Here is a 17,620-nt window from a genome sequence, read left to right as displayed (position 1 = left end):
AAATGGGCATATGTGATTACATTGACGAATCGATGGGTATTAGCGGCAGGCCGTACTCTTTCGAGAGGAGTGCCACCGATGTCATCACCCTCCACACGGCGGCTCGCAATCAGCCTGATCCTGGCACTGGCCGGGACCGGCGTGGCCGCATGCAGCGACGACGGGCAGAAATCCGACAGTTCCCGGATCACCGTCTGGAGCCTGGAAGACGTGGCGGACCGGGTCGCCGCCACCAAGGCGATCATCGCCGACTACACCGCCAGGACCGGCGTCAAGGTCAACCTCGTCACCGTCAACGAGGACCAGTTCCCGTCCCTGATCGCCTCCAGCGCCGCCGCCGGTGACCTGCCCGACGTGGTCGGCTCGGTCTCGCTCGCCGGGGTGCGCACGCTGTCCGCGAACGAGCTGGTGGACGCCGACGCCAACGGCGCCGTCGTCGAGCGGCTCGGCCGGGACACGTTCACCCCGCGCGCGCTGGAACTCACCAGCGACGGCGGCACGCAGCTCGCCGTACCGAGCGACGGGTGGGGCCAGCTGCTCGTCTACCGCAAGGACCTGTTCGACGCCGCCGGCCTGCCGGCGCCCGACACGTACGAGAGGATCGCCGCCGCCGCGGCGAAGCTGAACACCGGCGGCGTCGCCGGCATCACCGCGGCGACCGCCCCCGGTGACGTGTTCACCCAGCAGACGTTCGAGCACCTGGCGCTGGCGAACAACTGCCGGCTCACCGACGACTCCGGCAAGGTCGTTCTCGACTCCCCCGAGTGCGTCGAGGCGTTCCGCTTCTACGGCGACCTGATGCGCAACAACTCGGTCAAGGGCGCCCAGGACGTCGACACCACCCGAGCCACCTACTTCGCCGGCAAGGCGGCCATGCTGATCTGGTCGCCGTTCATCCTCGACGAGCTGGCCGGGCTGCGCGCCGACGCCCGTCCCACCTGCCCGCAGTGCCAGTCCGACCCGGCGTGGCTGGCCAAGAACAGCGGGTTCGTCACCGCGATCAAGGGCCCGAACGGCACCGAGCCCGCCCAGTACGGCGAGGTCAGCTCCTGGTCGGTGCTCGACGGCGCGGCCGACCCGGCGAAGTCGTTCGTGGAGTACATGCTCTCCGACGGCTACCCGCGCTGGTTCGGCATGTCCCCCGAGGGGCGCTTCCCGGTGCGCACCGGCACGCCGGAGGACAAGCAGAAGTTCCGCACCGCCTGGAACACCAGCCCGGCCGGCGTGGACACCAAGAAGCCACTGTCCGAGGTCTACGGCGAGGACGTGCTCGCCACCCTGCGGCGCAGCCCCGACACCTTCCAGCGCTGGGGCCTGACCGAGAACCAGGGCAAGCTCGTCGGCGCCATCCTGGGTGAACTACCAGTGCCCAAGGCGCTCGCCGACGTCGTCGGCGGCAAGTCCGACGCCCGCGCCGCCGCCGAACGCGCCCGCAAGGACGTCGAGGCGATAGCCAAGGGCGTCAATTGACCACCACCGCGCCGGAGGCCGGCCGCTCCCCCACCCCGGAGCGACCCCGCCGACCCGGCCGGCGCCCGCTGACGCTGCGCCGCCGCGAGTCCCGCGCCGGGCTCGCGCTGGTCGCCCCGACCCTGCTCGTCGTGCTCGCGGTGATCGGCATACCCATCGTCTGGACGGTGGTGCTGGCCTTCCAGCGGGTACGCCTGGCGACGCTGCGCAAGACCGGCCTGTTCGGCGAGCTGACACTGGACAACATCGACCGGGTGCTGCACACCCCCGGGTTCGCCGACACGCTCTGGACCACAGTGCTCTACAGCGTCGGCGGCACCGCCGGCTCGATAGTGGTGGGCCTGGTGGCGGCGCTGGCCGTACGCGGGCCGTTCCGGGGCCGCACGCTGGTCCGCGCGTCGATGCTGCTGCCGTACGTGGCGCCGGTGGTCGCCATGACGTTCGTCTGGCAGGTGATGCTGGACCCGCAGCTCGGCATCGTCAACGACTGGGGCAAGCGCTTCCTCGGCTGGGATCAGCCGGTGCCGTTCCTGTCGCAGGAGTCCACCGCGCTGTGGACGGTGATCGCGTTCGAGGCGTGGCGCTACTTCCCGTTCGCGTTCCTGTTCCTGCTCGCGCGGCTCCAGGCGGTGCCCGGTGAGCTGGAGGAGGCCGCCCGGGTCGACGGCGCCACACCCACGCAGCGGTTCCGGCACATCCTGCTGCCGCAGCTCATGCCGGTGATCGCGCTGATCGGCGTGCTGCGGTTCATCATGACGTTCAACAAGTTCGACGACGTCTACCTGCTCACCGGCGGCTCGGCCGGCACCGAGGTGGTGAGCGTCCGCGTCTACCAGTTCCTCACCGCCCGTACCGACATCGGCGCGGCCGCCGCCCAGGCCGTCGTGCTCGCCGTGGTGCTGCTCGTGTTCGTGGCGATCTACCTGCGCTTCTTCGGCGCGCGACGGGAGGCGTGATGGACCGGGACCGGATCGAGACGGTCAGCCTGCGCTGGCTGCGCCGGCTGGTGATCGCCGGGTTCCTGGTGGTCACGCTGCTGCCGTTCTGGTACATGCTGGTGCTGTCGGTACGCCCGATCGAACGCCTGCTGCTCGACCCCGGCTCGCTGTGGGTGCCGTTCGGCGAGCTGACCGTCGCCACGTACGCGGAGGTGCTGAAGTCCGTCTCCGACGGCGGCCAGGGCTTCCTCACGTTCATCCGCAACAGCGGCCTGGTGGCGCTCGCCGCCACCGCGCTCACCCTGGTGATCGCCATTCCCGGCGCGTACGCGGTGTCCCGCCTGCGGTTCTTCGGCCGACGCCAGGTCAGCGCGCTGTTCCTGGCGGTCTACCTGTTCCCGTCGATAGTCATCGCGATCCCGCTGTTCGTGGTCTTCACCCGGGCCGGGCTGCGCGGGTCGCTGACCGGCCTGGTGCTCGTCTACATCTCGCAGACCCTGCCGGTGTCGGTCTACATGCTGAAGAACTACTTCGAGACCATCCCGGTCAGCCTCGAGGAGTCGGCGGCGATCGACGGCGCCGGCCGGCTCGGCATCATCCGCCGGGTCAGCCTGCCGCTCGCCGCGCCGTCGGTGATGGCCGTCGCGCTGTACGACTTCATGATCGCCTGGAACGAGTACCTGTTCGCGCTGCTGTTCCTGGTCGACCGGCCCGACCGGTGGACCGTGTCGCTGGGGCTGTCGCTGCTCGCCGACGGCGTGGAGGTGCCCAAGACCGTGCTGATGGCCGGCTCGGTCATCCTCACGCTGCCGATCGTGGTGCTGTTCTTCGCCGGGGAGCGAATGCTCACCGAGGGACTCACCAGCGGGGCCGAGAAGGGCTGAGCGTCCGTGCCAGGATGATCGGGTGCGAGCATCACGGGAGGACCGACCGGCCGGCACCCGACTGGCCCGGCTGCTCACCGAGGCGCTCGCCCCGACCGTCCTGGTCACCGCGCTGCCGCTGATCGCCGCCGCCCGGGTCAGCCGCTCGGCGGGCCAGTTCCTGCTCTGGGGCGGCATCGCGCTCACGTTCTGCGCCGTCATCCCGATCGGCGTGCTCGTCCACGGCGTACGCCGGGGGCGGCTCACCGACCGGCACGTCGGCGACCGCACCCAGCGGGCCCGGCCGCTGTCGATCGGGCTGGCCTCGGTCGCGGCCGGGTTGCTGCTGCTGGCGGCGGTCCGCGCGCCCGCCGAACTGTTCGCCGTGATCGTGGTGGTCTTCGTGGTCGGCGCGGCGTGCGCGCTGGTGAACCACTGGTGGAAGCTGAGCATCCACGCGGCGGTCGCCGCCGCCACCGTCGCCGTGCTGGTGCCGCTGGCCGGGCCGGCGGCGAACCTCGGCTGGGCGCTCGTCGCGGCGGTCGGCTGGTCCCGGGTACGGCTGGTCGACCACACCTGGCCGCAGGTGCTGGCCGGCGTCGCGCTCGGCGGACCGCTGGCCGCCGGCACGTTCCTGGCGCTCGCCTGACCCGCCGCCACAAGATCAGCTACGGTGGCCTCATGGGCAAGCCGACCCGCTGGGTGACCGACACGAAGCCCGGCCACTCGCAGTGGTACGTGGACCGCTTCCGCCAGCTCGCCGCCGAGGGCGCCGACCTGTCCGGTGAGGCGCGGCTGCTGGACGCGCTCGTACCGCCGGGCGCGCGCGTGCTGGACGCCGGCTGCGGCACCGGCCGGGTCGCCGCCGCGCTCGCCGCACGCGGGCACGACGCCGTGGGCGTGGACGCCGACCCGACACTCGTCGAGGCGGCCCGCGCCGACCACCCCGGCCCCCGCTTCCTGGTCGCCGACCTGGCCGAGCTGGACCTGGCCGCGCAGGGTGAGGCCGAGCCGTTCGACGCCGCCGTGCTCGCCGGCAACGTGATGGTCTTCGTCGCCCCCGGCACCGAACGCGACGTGCTGGCCCGCGTCGCCGCCCACGTGCGCCCGGACGGCCTGGTGGTGGTCGGTTTCGCCACCGACCGCGGCTACCCGGTCGGCGACCTGGACGCCGACGCGGTGGCCGCCGGGCTGCGCCCCGAGCACCGTTTCGCCACCTGGGACCTGCGCCCCTGGCGCGACGACGCCGACTTCGCGGTGAGCGTGCTGCGCCGCCCCGCCGACTGACCCTTCTCCTGCCGACCAGGGCTCAGGCGGGTGCGGCGACGGTGCGGGCGGCCTCCGGGTCGAGCGGGCTGCCCGCCGGCAGGAGGTCCACCAGGCCCGCCGGCAGCCGCGCCGGACGCACCCCGGCGTAGCCGAGCATGCCCGGCACGTCCGCGCCGGTCAGCGCGTACCGCCGCCCCAGGTCGGTGACCACGCAGACCGTGCCGCCGGTCGCGCCCGGCGCGGACACCGCCTCCACCAGCGCGCCACGTCCCGGCTCCACCACCACCTCGTCGGCGAGCCCGGCCCGGCCGCTGGGCGTCCGCGTGGCGGCGGCGAGGTCCGGCGCGGTGACGCCGACGCGGATCTCGCGTACGCCGGCGTCGTCCCCGGCCCGCGCGCAGATCGCACCGCTCTCGGCGGCGGCCAGCCGGGGCGGTACGGCGGGCGGCGCGGTCGGCCCGCCGGGCACCAGACCGGGCAGCTTCGGCAGCGCGGCGAACCGGCCGAGCGTGATCGGTTCGGGCTCCCCCTGGCCGGTGCGGGCCAGCAGCAGCGCCGCCTGCAACTCGGTGATGCCGGCCAGCCCGCCGCGCTGCGCCACCGCGTACTGCCGCCCGCCACCGGAGTTGCGCACCAGGTACACGTCACCCACGCTCGCGCCGGTGACCCGCTCGGACGGCTCACCGAGGTCACCGACCGGTGGCGGGACCAGGTCGGCACCGGCCGGCAGCGTGTTGAGCAGCGCCGCCGCGACCGGCACCGCCCGTTCCCGCGTGGCGGCCAGCGCGGCGAGCACCCGGTCGGTGTCGCGCAGCAGGTAGCGCCGGTCGTGCCAGAGCAGGTGCAGGCCGCCGTCCGGGTGCCGTGCCAGCAGCCCCTGGTCGCCGAGCGCCCGGCCGCCGGTGGCCTGCCGCCCGATCAGCAGCACCGACCGGGCCGCGCCGCGCCCGGTCTCGCCCTCATCCGTGGAGCAGAGCGTCCACGCGTCGCGGACGAGCCGGTTCGGCGCGGGCAGCGAGTCCGGCGCGTCGGCGATGCCCAGCGGCAGACCGCGCGGCACCCCCTCGATGGCGCGGCGGCCGACCAGCACCGTCTTCGGCTGCTCCGCCCCGATGATCAGCAGCGCGGAGGCGTAGTTCAACACCGGGTGCAGCTTCTCGTCGCGGTAGACGAACCGTGCGCCCGACTCCTTCTCCACGATCACCGCGCCGGTCTCGCGCCACGAGTCACCGCCGCCGGTGAACAGGCCGTAGAGGGCGACGCCGCCGAGCGCGATCGCGGCGACCAGGACGCTGGCCAGACCGGCGCCGGCCAGCCGGCGGAACGGGGACTGCGGCGGGTCCGTCTCCCGCATGACGAGCGCGGCGACCGCCCGCTGGACGGTGAACTGGTACGAGTGCAGCTGGTCCTGCCGCGACGCCATCGTGTCCCTTCCCGCCGGGATGGTCGGCGCACAGGATAAGCGCTCCGTCGATGCCCCGGCGACCCTGCGTGTCCCTCACCGGCCCGGACCCCACCACCTCCCCGAGCTGGAGTCGATCAAGGCGGCCAGGACCACCCCACCCGGAATGGATACCCCCGGGGGTGTGTTACACATGCAGAACCCGAATCAACGGAGGTACCGATGGCCAGCGTGGCGTTGACCACCACCGACTTCGCGGAGACCGTCAACCGGGACGGCATCGTCCTGGTCGACTTCTGGGCCGCCTGGTGCGGTCCCTGCCGGGCGTTCGCGCCGGTCTACGAGAAGGCCAGCGAGCAGCACCCGGACATCGCCTTCGGCAAGGTCGACACCGAGGCGGAGCCCACCCTCGCGGCGGCCGCCCAGATCCGGTCGATCCCGACGCTCATGGCGTTCCGGGACGGCATGCTGGTGTTCGCCCAGCCGGGCGCTCTGCCGACGGCGGGGCTGGAGGAGTTGATCCGGGCCGTGCGTGACCTCGACATGAACGAGGTCCGGGCCCAGGCCGGCGTCTGATCGGGGTGGCGACAGTGGTACCCCCTGGGGTATGTTAGAACGCAGGAGGTGGGACGTGAATCTTCGACCCGAGATGACCGGCGAGGCGCTGACCCGGCTGAAGCGTGCCCGGGGGCAGCTCAACGCCGTCATCGAGATGATGGAGAACGGCGAGGACTGCCGCGCCGCGCTGACCCAGCTCGCCGCGGTCTCCAAGGCCATCGACCGGGCCGGCTTCAAGATCATCGCTTCCGGCATGCGCTACTGCGACGCCGCCCGCCAGGCCGGCGAGGAGCCGGAGATGACCGAGGAGGAGCTGGAGAAGCTCTTCCTGTCCCTGGCCTGACGGCGCCCGACCGACCGACCGAGTCCCGCCCGCCCGACCGGCTGAGCCCCGCCCGCGCCGTGTGACCACGGCGCGGGTGGGTAAACCACTGCCCGGAGAACCCGGGCCGCAGACTGTCCCACACATACCCCCCGGGGTATATAGGCAATGAGAGGAAACGACATGACTCTCGACGTGTCCGTCATCGCGACCTCCTCGCTCGGCGACCGCAGCTACCTGGCCTCCGACGGCCGGGTGGCGATCGTGGTCGACCCGCAGCGCGACATCGACCGCATCCTCTACCTGGCCGGCGCCAAGGGCGTACGGATCACCCACGTGGTGGAGACGCACATCCACAACGACTACGTCTCCGGCGGCCTGGAGCTGGCCCGGATCACCGGCGCGCAGTACCTCGTGGCCGCCGCCGACACCGTCGAGTTCGACCGCACGCCGGTCTCCGACGGCGACACCGTGCCGGTCTCGGACACCATGCGGCTGCGGGTGCTCGGCACCCCGGGCCACACGTTCCACCACCTGTCGTACGTGCTCGACGAGCGCGACGGCGACTGGACGCCGGCCGGCGTGTTCACCGGCGGCTCGCTGCTGTTCGGCACCACCGGCCGCACCGACCTGCTGGGCCAGCAGTACGCGCACGAGCTGGCGCACCACCAGCACGCCTCCGCGCGCAAGCTGGCCGACCTGCTGCCCGACGGCGCGCAGGTGTGGCCCACGCACGGCTTCGGCAGCTTCTGCTCGGCCAGCCAGGCCGACGCCCCCGAGTCGACGATCGGCCGGGAGAAGCAGGCCAACCCGGTGCTGCGGCTGGCCGCCGACCAGTTCGTCACCGAGACGCTGGCCGGGCTGGACGCCTACCCGGCGTACTACGCCCACATGGGCGTCGCGAACGCCGCCGGTCCCGCCCCGGTGGACCTCACGCCGGTGGCCCGCGCCGACGCCGACGAGCTGCGCCGCCGCATCGCCGCCGGCGAGTGGGTGGTCGACCTGCGCCACCGCAAGGCGTACGCGGCCTCGCACCTGGCCGGCACGGTCAGCCTCGGCCTGGACGGGCCGATGTCGACATGGCTCGGCTGGCTGATCGACTGGGGCGTGCCGATCACGTTCCTGGCGCAGACCCCGGAGCAGGTCGCCGACGCCCAGCGGGAGCTGGTCCGCATCGGCATCGACCGCCCGGCCGCCCAGGCCACCGGCGAGCCCGAGCAGTGGACCGGCGACCCGTCGCAGCTGCGCGAGATGGCCGTGGCCGACTTCGACGCGCTGGCCGCCGCGCAGGCCGGGAAGACGCCGGCCGGGCTGCCCGAGCCGCAGGTCGTCCTCGACGTGCGGATGACAGGCGAGTGGAAGGCCGGGCACATCGACGGCGCGGTGCACGTGCCGCTGCCGGACGTGCCGAAGCGGCTCGCCGACATCCCCGCCGGGACGGTCTGGGTGCACTGCGGCTCCGGCTACCGGGCCACCGCCGCCGCGTCCCTGCTCGCCAACGCCGGCCGCGACGTGGTGCTGATCGACGACTCGTACGGCCGGGCCGAGGCGGCCGGCGTACGCATGGCGCCCAGCGCCTGACCTCTCCCCGAGCGCCCGGCCGGCGTGCCCCTGCGCCGGCCGGCGTTCGACCCTGCCCGAAAACACCCGCTGAAGGAGACAGAGCATGACCACGACCACCCCCACCACCATCGACGCGGCGACGCTGCGCGAACTGATCGCCGCCGGCCGTACGCCCCGGATGCTCGACGTGCGCACGCCCGGTGAGTTCGAGGCGGCGCACATCCCCGGCGCGTACAACGTGCCGCTGGACCTGCTCCGGGAGCACCGCGCGGAGCTGCGCAGCCACCTGGACGAGGACGTGGTGCTGATCTGCCGCTCCGGCGTCCGGGCCGGCCAGGCCGGTCAGGCGCTCGGCACCGTCGGCCTGCCCAACGTCAAGGTGCTCGACGGCGGCATGCTGGCCTGGCAGGCCACGAACGCGCCGGTCAACCAGGGCCGGGCCCGCTGGGACCTGGAGCGCCAGGTACGTCTCGTCGCCGGCTCGATCGTGCTCGCCGCGATCGTCGCGTCGGTGTTCGTGCCGGGCCTGAAGTGGGTCGCCGCGTTCATCGGCGCGGGCCTCACGTTCGCCGCGCTCACAAACACCTGCGCCATGGGCATGCTGCTGAGCAAGCTGCCGTACAACCGGGGCGCCAGCTGCGACCTGGACACGATCGTGGGGCAGCTGCGCGACGGGAGCCGCAGGTGACCACCCTCGCGCTGACGCTGGCCGGCGCGGTGCTGATCGGCGTGACGCTGGGTCTGCTCGGCGGCGGCGGTTCGATCCTCGCCGTGCCGCTGCTGGTCTACGTCGCCGACCTGCCCGCGAAGGAGGCCATCGCCACCTCGCTGCTCGTCGTCGGCGTGACCAGCGCGGTGGGCGTGCTGCCGCACGCCCGCGCGAACCGGGTCCGCTGGCGCACCGGGCTCATCTTCGGCGTGGCCGGCATGACCGGCGCGTACGCGGGCGGCCGGCTGGCCGAGTTCGTGCCGGCGAGCGTCCTGCTCACCGGGTTCGCGCTGATGATGCTGGCCACCGCGGTCGCGATGCTCCGGGGCCGCCGGTCCACCGAGGGCCGGTCGAAGCCGCACGAGCTGCCGATGCTGCGGGTGGTCGGGGACGGCGTGGTCGTCGGGCTGGTCACCGGCCTGGTCGGCGCGGGCGGCGGCTTCCTGGTCGTACCGGCTCTGGCCCTGCTGGGCGGCCTGCCGATGCCGGTGGCGGTCGGCACCTCGCTGGTCGTCATCGCGCTGAAGTCGTTCGCCGGCCTGGCCGGCTACCTGTCCAGCGTGCAGATCCACTGGGGGCTGGCCGGCGCGGTCACCGCCGCCGCGGTCGTCGGCAGCCTGCTCGGTGGCCGGCTCGCCGGGCGGATCCCGGCCGACGTGCTGCGTCGCGGCTTCGGCTGGTTCGTCGTGGTGATGGGCGTGTTCGTGCTCGCCCAGCAGCTGCCGCTGATCTGGGGACTCACCGTGGGAGCGCTTGCCGCGGCCGGTACGGTCACCATGGCGGTGTGGGCCCGCCGAGGAAGGGGACACAGTGGACAGCAGCACCTGGGACAGCCGGTACGCCGACACGCCCGGGCTGGTGTGGAGCGCTGAGCCCAACCGTTTCGTGGTCGAGTCGGTCGCCGGGCTGACTCCTGGGTCGGCGCTGGACATCGCGGCCGGCGAGGGACGCAACGCGGTCTGGCTGGCCGGTCAGGGCTGGCGGGTCAACGCGGTGGACTTCTCCACCGTGGCCGTCGAGCGGGGGCGGCAGATGGCCGCCGCGCGGGGCGTGACAGTCGACTGGCGGGTAGCGGACGTGACCGCGTACCGGCCGGTGCCGAACAGTTACGACCTGGTGCTGATCAGCTACCTGCACCTGCCCGCCGCCGAGTTCGCCGGCGTGCTCGCCGCGGCGAAGTCCGCGCTGCGCCCCGGCGGCACGCTCGTGGTGGTCGGGCACGACCTGGCCAACCTCACCGGTGGCACCGGCGGCCCGCAGGACCCCGCCGTGCTGCTCACGCCCGAGGCGGTGGTCGACGGGCTGGCCGGGCTGCGGGTCCAGCGCGCCGAGACCACCCGCCGGCCGGTCCCGACGAGCGACGGCGGCGCCGTGGACGCGCTGGACACGGTCGTGGTGGCCACCCGCCCCGCCGACTGAGCGCCACGCGCCGTGGTTTCGCCGGGCCGGGCCGGCACCGGCCGGTAGCATCCGGGGACGGATCGGCGGAGAGGACACCGGGTGGGCGCGCGCTTCGAGGAACTGGCCTGGCGGGAGACGCCGATCGGCGAGATCAGCCTGCGGCGGCGACGCGACCCGGCGCTGGGCGCCGAGGTGTACGAGGTGAAGCTCGATGACGAGTACCTCATGTCCAGCGCCTTCCCGGTGGCGGAGATCGAGCTGGCCCGGCTCGGACTGGCCGCGCTGACCGGCACGGAGCTGGACGTGGTGGTCGGCGGGCTCGGCCTCGGCTACACGGCACGGACCGCGCTGGAGGATCCCCGGGTGCGTTCGCTGCTCGTGGTCGAGGCGATCGAGGACGTGATCGACTGGCACCGCCGGGACCTGCTGCCGTTCACCGCCGGGCTGGCCACCGATCCGCGTACCCGGTTCGTCCGGGCGGATTTCTTCGCCGCGGTCGCCGACGGCGGTTTCGACCCGGACGAGCCGGGCCGCCGCTTCCACGCGGTGCTGCTGGACGTGGACCACTCCCCCCGTCAGGTGCTGCACCCGAGCCATGCCGCGTTCTACACGGTCGACGGGCTGCGCCGGCTGGCCGCGCTGCTGCACCCGGACGGGGTCTTCGCGCTCTGGTCGAACGACCCGCCGGACCCGGAGTTCCAGCGCACTCTCACCGGTGTGTTCCCGACCTCGGTGGCGCACGTCGTCCGGTTCCCGAACCCGTTGCAGGGCCGGGAGGCGGCGAACACCGTGTACGTGGCCCGGCACTGACCCACCGGGCCACGCATGGCCGCAGGGCCAGCGGGAAAGCGGGCGGCCGACCGTACGACGGGAGGCTGGGACATGCGTGCGTTGCTCTGGGTGGTCGGCGTGGTCGCCGGTGTGATCATCCTGCTCGGGCTGCTGCTGGAGGCGGTCCGCTGGCTCGTCATCATCGGCGTGATCGCGCTCGCCGCGGTGATCATCGTCGGCATCGTGAAGGGCCGGCGGGTGGTGCACCAGCATTCGACACGCCGGCACTGACCTGCGCAGGTGTGACCTACCCGGCAACCTACGTTAGCGTAGGTTACCGCCCGGTCACGTTAGGCTGGGGTCGTCATCCGCGCGACGAGGAGTAACGGCGATGGACGCGACCGCCCAGCGACCCTGGACCCGTAGCTACGCGCCGGGCGTACCGGCCGAGATCGCCGAGCCGGACGGCTCGCTCGTCGACCTGCTCACCGAGGCGGCCGGGCGGTTCGGGCCCCGGGTCGCGCTCGACTTCTACGGCGCCACCACCACGTTCACCGAACTGGCCGACCAGGTGTCCCGCGCCGCCGAGGCGCTACGCCGCCTCGGCGTCGGCCCGGGCGACCGGGTGGCGCTGGTGCTGCCGAACTGCCCGCAGCACGTGGTCGCCTTCTACGCCGTACTGCGGCTCGGCGCGGTCGTGGTCGAGCACAACCCGCTCTACACCGCCGACGAGCTGGACCGGCAGCTCACCGACCACGGCGCAGGCGTCGCGATCGTGTGGGACAAGGTCGCGCCGCTGGTGGCGGGACGCGGCGCCGTGCGTACCGTGGTGGCTGTCGACCTGACCGCGGCGCTGCCGCGGCTCAAGCGGTGGGCGCTGCGGGCGCCGTTGCCGAAGGTCCGCGCCGCCCGCGCCGCGATGACCGCCCCCGCGCCCGGCGCCCTGGCCTGGTCGGACCTGGTTGCCGCCGCCGGGCCGCTGCCCGCCGGGCATCCCGCGCCGGAGGCCGGCGACGTGGCGTTGCTCCAGTACACCGGCGGCACCACCGGCGAGCCCAAGGGCGCGGTGCTGACCCACCGCAACCTGCGCGCCAACGCCGCGCAGGGCCGGGCCTGGGTGCCCGGCCTGCGCGACGGCGAGGAGACCGTGTACGCGGTGCTGCCGCTGTTCCACGCCTACGGGCTGACGCTCTGCCTCACCTTCGCCGTCAGCATCGGGGCCACCCTGGTGCTGTTCCCCCGCTTCGACGCCGACCAGGTGCTCGACGCGGTCCGCCGCCGCCCGCCGACGTTCCTGCCCGCGGTGCCGCCGGTCTACGCGAAGCTCGCCACCGCCGCCCGCGAACGCGCCGTCGACCTCACCTCCATCCGGTACGCGATCTCCGGCGCGATGTCGCTGCCACCGGCCACCGTGGAGCTGTGGGAGCAGGTGACCGGCGGCCTGCTGGTCGAGGGGTACGGGATGACCGAGACGTCCCCGATCACCGTCGGCAACCCGGTCGCGCCGACCCGCCGGCCCGGCACCGTCGGCGTGCCGTTTCCCTCCACCGACGTGCGTATCGTCGACCCGGAGGACCCGAGCCGCGACCGCGCCCCGGGCGAGGCCGGTGAGCTGCTGGTCCGCGGCCCGCAGGTGTTCTCCGGCTACTGGCACCGGCCGGAGGAGACGGCGAAGGTGCTGCTGCCCGGCGGCTGGATGCGCACCGGCGACATCGTCACCATGGACGCCGACGGCTTCGTCACGGTGGTCGACCGGATCAAGGAGCTAATCATCACCGGCGGCTTCAACGTCTACCCGTCCGAGGTGGAGGAGGCGTTGCGCCGCGTCCCCGGCGTCCGCGAGGCCGCCGCCGTGGGAATGCCCACCGACGACGGCGAGGAGGTCGTCGCCGCGGTGGTGGTCGACCCGGCGGTGGCCGCCACGCCGGAGGCGATCCGGACCTCGTGCCGCACCCACCTGGCCGGCTACAAGGTGCCGCGCCGGGTCGTGATCGTCGACGAGCTGCCGTACTCCCAGATCGGCAAGATCCTGCGCCGCGAGGTCCGCGAACGGCTGCTCGCCGCCCGCTGACGCAGTCCCCCACGGCCCGCGGACGGCGAGTGGAACGCCATGGGTCTCAAACGGGGCCGGAGACACCCACAGCGTTCCACCGACGGCCGGACGTGTCGGTGCCGGCGCCTACGCTGTGGCGATGGTCGACAGACGTCAGGTGCTGGCCTTCCGCGTGCGCGCCCAGCAGCTCGACCGGGCGCAGGGCTCGCTCGCCGACACCGCCGTGCTCGACATCGGAGTGCAGGATACCGGCCCCGACGGCGGCCGCTGGGCGCTGGCGACGCGCGGGGTCGACGTGACCTCGCTGACCGGTGACGACCTGGTCATGCTCTGGACCGTACGCGGCGCCCCGCACCTCTACCGCCGCGCCGACGTGGGCGCGGTGGCCACGGCGGTCGAGCCGTTCTCCGACGCCGACGCGGGCAAGCGCATCTACGACGCGACAAAACCGTTGAAGGCCGCCGGCATCGGCATCGTCGCCGCGCTCGACGAGGTGGCCGCCCGGATGCGGGAGATCGTCCGCACGCCGACGGTCAAGGGCGAGGTCTCCGGGCGGCTCGCCGAGGTGATGCCCGAGCCCTACCTGCGGCACTGCCGGCCGTGCGACGCGATCCACCTCTACGAGATGCCGTTCCGGCTCGCCGCCGTACGCGCCGGGCTGGAGCTGCGGCTCGACACGTCGCCGCCGGTCCTGGAACGCATCCGCGGGTTCCGTCCGGCTGCCGCGCCCGGCGACCGGTTCGAGCTCATCCGCGCCTACCTGCGGCTGCTCGGCCCGGCCACCCCGAAGCATGTCGCCGACTACCTCGACGCCCCGGTCAAGGAGGTCAAGGCCCGCTGGCCGGGCGACGCGGTCGAGGTGAGCGTCGACGGTGAGACGCGCTGGCTGCTCGCCGCCGACGAGGCGGCGCTGACGTCGGCCGAGGTGAGCACGACCCGCCTGCTCGGCCCGTTCGACCTGTTCCTTCAGGCGAAGGACCGGGCGACGCTCGTGCCGGACGCGGCCCGCGCCAAGGAGTTGTGGCCGGTGCTGGGCCGCCCTGGCGCCGTGCTGGCCGACGGGGAGCTGGCCGGCACGTGGCGGCCCCGCAAGTCCGGCCGGTCGTTCAACGTCGCGGTCCAGCCGTGGCGAAAGCTCCCCGGCAGCACCCTCGACGCGGTGGTCGCGGAGGCCGAGCGCCTCGCCGCGTACCGGGGCGTGCCGCTCGCGGGTGTCGACTTCGCCGCGTGATGGCATCATGATCGCGTGATCGTCTGGATCAACGGCGCGTTCGGTGTCGGCAAGACGACCACCGCGCGGCTGCTCACGGAGTCGCTTTCGGACGCGCGGCTGTTCGACCCGGAGTTCCTCGGCTCGATGCTCACCGCGTTCGTCACCCCGCCGACCGGCGACTTCCAGGACCTGCCCCTGTGGCGTCACCTCGTCGTGCAGACGGTCACCGGCCTGGACCGGCACCACCCGGGCATCTGGATCGTGCCGATGAGCCTGCTCGTCCCGGCGTACCGCGCGGAGATCCTCGGCGGCATCCGCGCCGCGGGCGTCGACGTCCGCGAGGTCGTGCTCACGCTCCCCGAGGACCGGTTGCGGGCCCGGGTCGACGCCGACCAGGTCGAGGCCGGCGCGCGCGGCTGGCGGCACGACCACGTCGCCCGGGCGCTGGACACGTTCGCGTCGGTGACCGACGCCCACCTGATCGACGCCTCTCCCCCGCCCGAGCACGTGGCCGACGCCGTCGCCGCGCACGTGACCGGGGATCCGGAAGCGTAGGGCGAGGGCCTGATCTCACCGGTGGGCGAAGACGAAGCCGCCTTCGACGTCCGGGGCGGGGTGATGCGTCATCTCGGCCTCGACGGTGAAGCCGGCGTCGGTCAGCCAGGCCGCGATCCGCTTCGGTGGACGGCGGTGCACGTGGACCCGCATCGGGTGCCCGCCGTACCCCTGTGTCTTGAGCCGGCTGCCGTCACCAGCGTGGAATCCGAGCAGCACGACGCCGCCGGGCCGCAGCACGCGGTGGAATCCGGCGAAGACGGCGGGCATCTCACCGTCCGGGACGTGGATGAGGGAGAACCAGGCGAGCAACCCGGTCAGGCACTCGTCGGTGAGGTCGAGACGGGTCATCGAACCCACCTCGAAACGGAGGTCCGGGTGGTCGCGCCGCGCCAGGTCGATCATCGCCGGTGACAGGTCGATGCCGAACGCGCTCAAGCCCAGATCATGGAGATGCCGGGTGATCCGGCCCGGTCCGCAGCCGACGTCCGCGACCGGCCCGCTCCCCCGCGACCGGACCAGCTCGGCGAAGAGCGCGAGGATGCCGCGCTGGAACGGCTCGTTCGCCAGGGCGTCGCGCAGCAGGTCGGCATAGCTGGACGCCACCGTGTCGTAGGAGGTGCGGGTGTCGTCCAGCCAGCCGGGTTCGCTCACGCCGCGCACGATAGCCGCGAACGAAGGACCGATCGTGGGAGGATGGCCGGCATGCCGGGTCGCGCGTTGAGCTTCGGAGCGGCGGCGCAGGCGTACGAGCGGTTCCGGCCCGGCTATCCCGAGGAGCTTGCCGACCTGGTGCTGGCGTACGCGGACCGGCCGGTCCGGAGCGCCCTGGAGATCGGCGCCGGGACCGGCAAGGCCACCCGGCTGTTCGCGCGGCGCGGCATCGCGGTCACCGCCACCGACCCGGATTCCGCGATGCTCGCCGAACTGCGCCGGCACGTCCCGGCCGGGGTGCGGGTCCGGCAGGCCGCGTTCGAGCAGTTGCGCACCGGCGAGCACCACGACCTGGTGTACGCGGCGGCGGCGCTGCACTGGACCGACCCGCACCGGCGGTGGGAGCGGGTCGCTGGGCTGCTCGCGTCCGGTGGGGTGTTCGCGTCGTTCGGCGGGCCGCTGCGGATCGCCGACCCGGCCCTGCGCGACGCGGTGGCCGCGGCCCGAGCCGCGTTCCTCGCCGACGACGAGATCCCGTCGCCGGACGGGACGCCGCCGGAGGCCGGCATGCAGTGGCCCGGCACGGAGCTGCGCGCCTCCGAGTGGTTCACCGACGTGCGGCAGGAGGTGATCGAGCGGCGGATCCCGATGAGCGCCGACGACTTCGTCGGTCTCCTGTCGACCGTCTCGGCCTATCTCGAACTGCCGCCACCCGTACGTGAGCAGGTGTTCCACCGCGTACGCGAGGTGCTGCCCGGCGCGGTCGAGGTCACCGCCGACATCACGGTCCACCTGGCGCGGCGGACGTCGCAGCCCTGATCAACCGGCACCGGGTGATCCCTTGACGGCACCCTGGCGCGAGTCGGCCCGCCACGGCGCCCCTTCGCCGCCGTCGGCACGCGGAGGCGTCCTGGCACCGCGCCGGACGACAACCCGAAGATCTACGCGGACGAGGGAACTTCCTGACACACCTGACCGACTACTCGATCGGGACACGGCAGCCGGGCAGCCCACGGCTCGACGGGCACGAGCCACCCCGAACAAAAAGCCGATATTTTCGATCGGAGTAGTCGATGTCCGTCACCGAACTGTCCGGCGATCCCGCGCCGGACACCTCCACCGCCGCGCCGGCCGCTCGGCCGGGCCGCCAGCCCACGCCGTTCGCCGCGCTGCTGACCCGGCTCCATTTCTACGCCGGCATCCTGGTTGCCCCGTTCCTGCTGGTCGCCGCCCTGACCGGCCTGGCGTACACCATCACCCCCCAGCTGGACCAGGCCCTCTACGGCGACCGGCTGACCGTGGCCACCGTCGGTGACCAGCCGAAGACCCTCGCCCAACAGGTCACCGCCGCGCGGGCGGCGCACCCCGACGGCACCATCGCCGCCGTGGCGCCCGGCACCGGCGACCGGACCACCCAGGTGGTGTTCTCGCTCGAGGAACTCGGCGACAAGCAGCACACCGTCTACGTCGACCCGTACACCGGCGAGGTGACCGGGCGGCTCACCACCTGGTTCGGCTCCACCCCGGCCACCACCTGGCTCGACGACCTGCACCGCAACCTGCACCTCGGCGAGGTCGGCCGGCACTACTCCGAGATCGCCGCCAGCTGGTTGTGGGTTCTCGTTCTCGGCGGGGTAGTCCTGTGGTGGCGCCGCCGCAGCGCCACCCGCGCCCGGACGACACACCTGCTCGTACCGGACCTGACCGCCCGCAAGGGAGTTCGCCGTACCCGGGGCTGGCACGCCACCACCGGTGTCTGGCTCGCGGTCGGCCTGCTGTTCCTCTCCGCCACCGGCTTGACCTGGTCCCGGTACGCCGGCGCGAACTTCAGCACCGGCCTGGACACCCTGCGCGCCGGCACTCCGGAACTCTCCACCAC

General features: G+C 73.3%; 20 protein-coding genes. 18 read left to right on the top strand and 2 right to left on the bottom strand.

The window, feature by feature from the left end; translation table 11 throughout:
* Positions 1-78: 78 nt before the first annotated feature.
* The 5 genes from A8711_RS11490 to A8711_RS11470 are packed head-to-tail and all read left to right on the top strand — an operon-like array spanning position 79 to position 4,558.
* Positions 79-1,470 (top strand): ABC transporter substrate-binding protein, encoded by a 1,392-nt coding sequence (locus A8711_RS11490; protein WP_043324652.1) that lies wholly within the window; start codon positions 79-81, stop codon positions 1,468-1,470.
* Positions 1,467-2,426 carry a carbohydrate ABC transporter permease gene (locus A8711_RS11485; protein ID WP_069088187.1) on the top strand — a complete coding sequence of 320 codons (960 nt, stop codon included), beginning with the start codon at positions 1,467-1,469 and terminating at the stop codon, positions 2,424-2,426. The genes A8711_RS11490 and A8711_RS11485 overlap by 4 nt, the downstream gene beginning before the upstream one ends.
* Positions 2,426-3,292 carry a carbohydrate ABC transporter permease gene (locus A8711_RS11480; protein ID WP_043330209.1) on the top strand — a complete coding sequence of 289 codons (867 nt, stop codon included), beginning with the start codon at positions 2,426-2,428 and terminating at the stop codon, positions 3,290-3,292. Before A8711_RS11485 ends, A8711_RS11480 begins: the two co-directional genes overlap by 1 nt.
* Before the next feature lie 22 nt (positions 3,293-3,314).
* The gene (locus A8711_RS11475) at positions 3,315-3,920 is read left to right on the top strand and encodes a phosphoesterase PA-phosphatase (protein WP_069088186.1); all 606 of its coding nucleotides are present in this window, start codon (positions 3,315-3,317) and stop codon (positions 3,918-3,920) included.
* Between the two features lie 32 nt (positions 3,921-3,952).
* The gene (locus A8711_RS11470; protein ID WP_043324656.1) at positions 3,953-4,558 is read left to right on the top strand and encodes a bifunctional 2-polyprenyl-6-hydroxyphenol methylase/3-demethylubiquinol 3-O-methyltransferase UbiG; all 606 of its coding nucleotides are present in this window, start codon (positions 3,953-3,955) and stop codon (positions 4,556-4,558) included.
* 22 nt (positions 4,559-4,580) lie between these two features.
* Here A8711_RS11470 and eccB read toward each other — a convergent pair whose 3' ends face one another.
* Positions 4,581-5,963: a type VII secretion protein EccB gene (eccB, locus tag A8711_RS11465; RefSeq protein WP_069088185.1), complete on the bottom strand. Its 1,383-nt coding sequence runs from the start codon at positions 5,961-5,963 to the stop codon at positions 4,581-4,583.
* 201 nt (positions 5,964-6,164) lie between these two features.
* On the opposite strand from eccB, the gene trxA reads away from it, so the two are divergent.
* The 11 genes from trxA to A8711_RS11410 all read left to right on the top strand — a co-directional run bounded on the left by trxA (position 6,165) and on the right by A8711_RS11410 (position 15,087).
* Positions 6,165-6,518 carry a thioredoxin gene (trxA, locus tag A8711_RS11460; protein ID WP_069088184.1) on the top strand — a complete coding sequence of 118 codons (354 nt, stop codon included), beginning with the start codon at positions 6,165-6,167 and terminating at the stop codon, positions 6,516-6,518.
* A 55-nt stretch (positions 6,519-6,573) separates the two neighbouring features.
* Positions 6,574-6,843 (top strand): metal-sensitive transcriptional regulator, encoded by a 270-nt coding sequence (locus A8711_RS11455; RefSeq protein ID WP_013285930.1) that lies wholly within the window; start codon positions 6,574-6,576, stop codon positions 6,841-6,843.
* A 162-nt stretch (positions 6,844-7,005) separates the two neighbouring features.
* Positions 7,006-8,403, top strand: coding sequence for an MBL fold metallo-hydrolase (locus A8711_RS11450; RefSeq protein WP_043324660.1), 1,398 nt, complete (start codon positions 7,006-7,008; stop codon positions 8,401-8,403).
* 85 nt (positions 8,404-8,488) lie between these two features.
* On the top strand, positions 8,489-9,073 hold the full coding sequence (locus tag A8711_RS11445; protein ID WP_043324661.1) for a rhodanese-like domain-containing protein: 585 nt from the start codon (positions 8,489-8,491) through the stop codon (positions 9,071-9,073).
* On the top strand, positions 9,070-9,966 hold the full coding sequence (locus A8711_RS11440) for a sulfite exporter TauE/SafE family protein (RefSeq protein WP_043324662.1): 897 nt from the start codon (positions 9,070-9,072) through the stop codon (positions 9,964-9,966). The genes A8711_RS11445 and A8711_RS11440 overlap by 4 nt, the downstream gene beginning before the upstream one ends.
* On the top strand, positions 9,905-10,513 hold the full coding sequence (locus A8711_RS11435; RefSeq protein ID WP_043324663.1) for a bifunctional 2-polyprenyl-6-hydroxyphenol methylase/3-demethylubiquinol 3-O-methyltransferase UbiG: 609 nt from the start codon (positions 9,905-9,907) through the stop codon (positions 10,511-10,513). The genes A8711_RS11440 and A8711_RS11435 overlap by 62 nt, the downstream gene beginning before the upstream one ends.
* An 81-nt stretch (positions 10,514-10,594) precedes the next feature.
* A complete protein-coding gene (locus A8711_RS11430) occupies positions 10,595-11,305 on the top strand; it encodes a spermidine synthase (RefSeq protein ID WP_069088183.1) in 711 nt (236 codons plus the stop codon).
* A 72-nt stretch (positions 11,306-11,377) separates the two neighbouring features.
* Positions 11,378-11,557: a hypothetical protein gene (locus A8711_RS11425; protein ID WP_043324665.1), complete on the top strand. Its 180-nt coding sequence runs from the start codon at positions 11,378-11,380 to the stop codon at positions 11,555-11,557.
* A 100-nt stretch (positions 11,558-11,657) separates the two neighbouring features.
* Complete coding sequence (locus A8711_RS11420; RefSeq protein ID WP_069088182.1) at positions 11,658-13,337, top strand: long-chain-fatty-acid--CoA ligase; 1,680 nt, start codon at positions 11,658-11,660, stop codon at positions 13,335-13,337.
* A 121-nt stretch (positions 13,338-13,458) separates the two neighbouring features.
* A complete protein-coding gene (locus A8711_RS11415; protein ID WP_069088210.1) occupies positions 13,459-14,550 on the top strand; it encodes a winged helix DNA-binding domain-containing protein in 1,092 nt (363 codons plus the stop codon).
* 15 nt (positions 14,551-14,565) lie between these two features.
* Positions 14,566-15,087 (top strand): AAA family ATPase, encoded by a 522-nt coding sequence (locus tag A8711_RS11410; RefSeq protein WP_069088181.1) that lies wholly within the window; start codon positions 14,566-14,568, stop codon positions 15,085-15,087.
* 15 nt (positions 15,088-15,102) lie between these two features.
* Here the strand turns inward: A8711_RS11410 and A8711_RS11405 are convergent, their stop codons facing one another.
* Positions 15,103-15,750 (bottom strand): class I SAM-dependent methyltransferase, encoded by a 648-nt coding sequence (locus A8711_RS11405; RefSeq protein WP_199744103.1) that lies wholly within the window; start codon positions 15,748-15,750, stop codon positions 15,103-15,105.
* 42 nt (positions 15,751-15,792) lie between these two features.
* On the opposite strand from A8711_RS11405, the gene A8711_RS11400 reads away from it, so the two are divergent.
* A complete protein-coding gene (locus tag A8711_RS11400; protein WP_069088209.1) occupies positions 15,793-16,560 on the top strand; it encodes a trans-aconitate 2-methyltransferase in 768 nt (255 codons plus the stop codon).
* Between the two features lie 254 nt (positions 16,561-16,814).
* Positions 16,815-17,620, top strand: an 806-nt coding sequence (locus A8711_RS11395; protein ID WP_141707659.1) for a PepSY domain-containing protein, incomplete at its 3' end; no start/stop codon positions are given.

Source organism: Micromonospora sp. II, from assembly GCF_001709195.1.
Taxonomy (GTDB): Bacteria; Actinomycetota; Actinomycetes; order Mycobacteriales; family Micromonosporaceae; genus Micromonospora; species Micromonospora chalcea.
The sequence above is the reverse complement of the archived record's forward strand: the minus strand, read 5'-3'. Positions and strand labels throughout refer to the sequence as shown.

Coding starts and splice junctions, on each gene's coding strand:
- A8711_RS11420 (WP_069088182.1), top strand. CDS start 11,658: ATGGACGCGACCGCCCAGCGACCCTGGACCCGTAGCTACGCGCCGGGC.
- A8711_RS11400 (WP_069088209.1), top strand. CDS start 15,793: ATGCCGGGTCGCGCGTTGAGCTTCGGAGCGGCGGCGCAGGCGTACGAG.
- A8711_RS11425 (WP_043324665.1), top strand. CDS start 11,378: ATGCGTGCGTTGCTCTGGGTGGTCGGCGTGGTCGCCGGTGTGATCATC.
- A8711_RS11445 (WP_043324661.1), top strand. CDS start 8,489: ATGACCACGACCACCCCCACCACCATCGACGCGGCGACGCTGCGCGAA.
- A8711_RS11490 (WP_043324652.1), top strand. CDS start 79: ATGTCATCACCCTCCACACGGCGGCTCGCAATCAGCCTGATCCTGGCA.
- trxA (WP_069088184.1), top strand. CDS start 6,165: ATGGCCAGCGTGGCGTTGACCACCACCGACTTCGCGGAGACCGTCAAC.
- eccB (WP_069088185.1), bottom strand. CDS start 5,963: ATGGCGTCGCGGCAGGACCAGCTGCACTCGTACCAGTTCACCGTCCAG.
- A8711_RS11415 (WP_069088210.1), top strand. CDS start 13,459: ATGGTCGACAGACGTCAGGTGCTGGCCTTCCGCGTGCGCGCCCAGCAG.
- A8711_RS11470 (WP_043324656.1), top strand. CDS start 3,953: ATGGGCAAGCCGACCCGCTGGGTGACCGACACGAAGCCCGGCCACTCG.
- A8711_RS11480 (WP_043330209.1), top strand. CDS start 2,426: ATGGACCGGGACCGGATCGAGACGGTCAGCCTGCGCTGGCTGCGCCGG.
- A8711_RS11450 (WP_043324660.1), top strand. CDS start 7,006: ATGACTCTCGACGTGTCCGTCATCGCGACCTCCTCGCTCGGCGACCGC.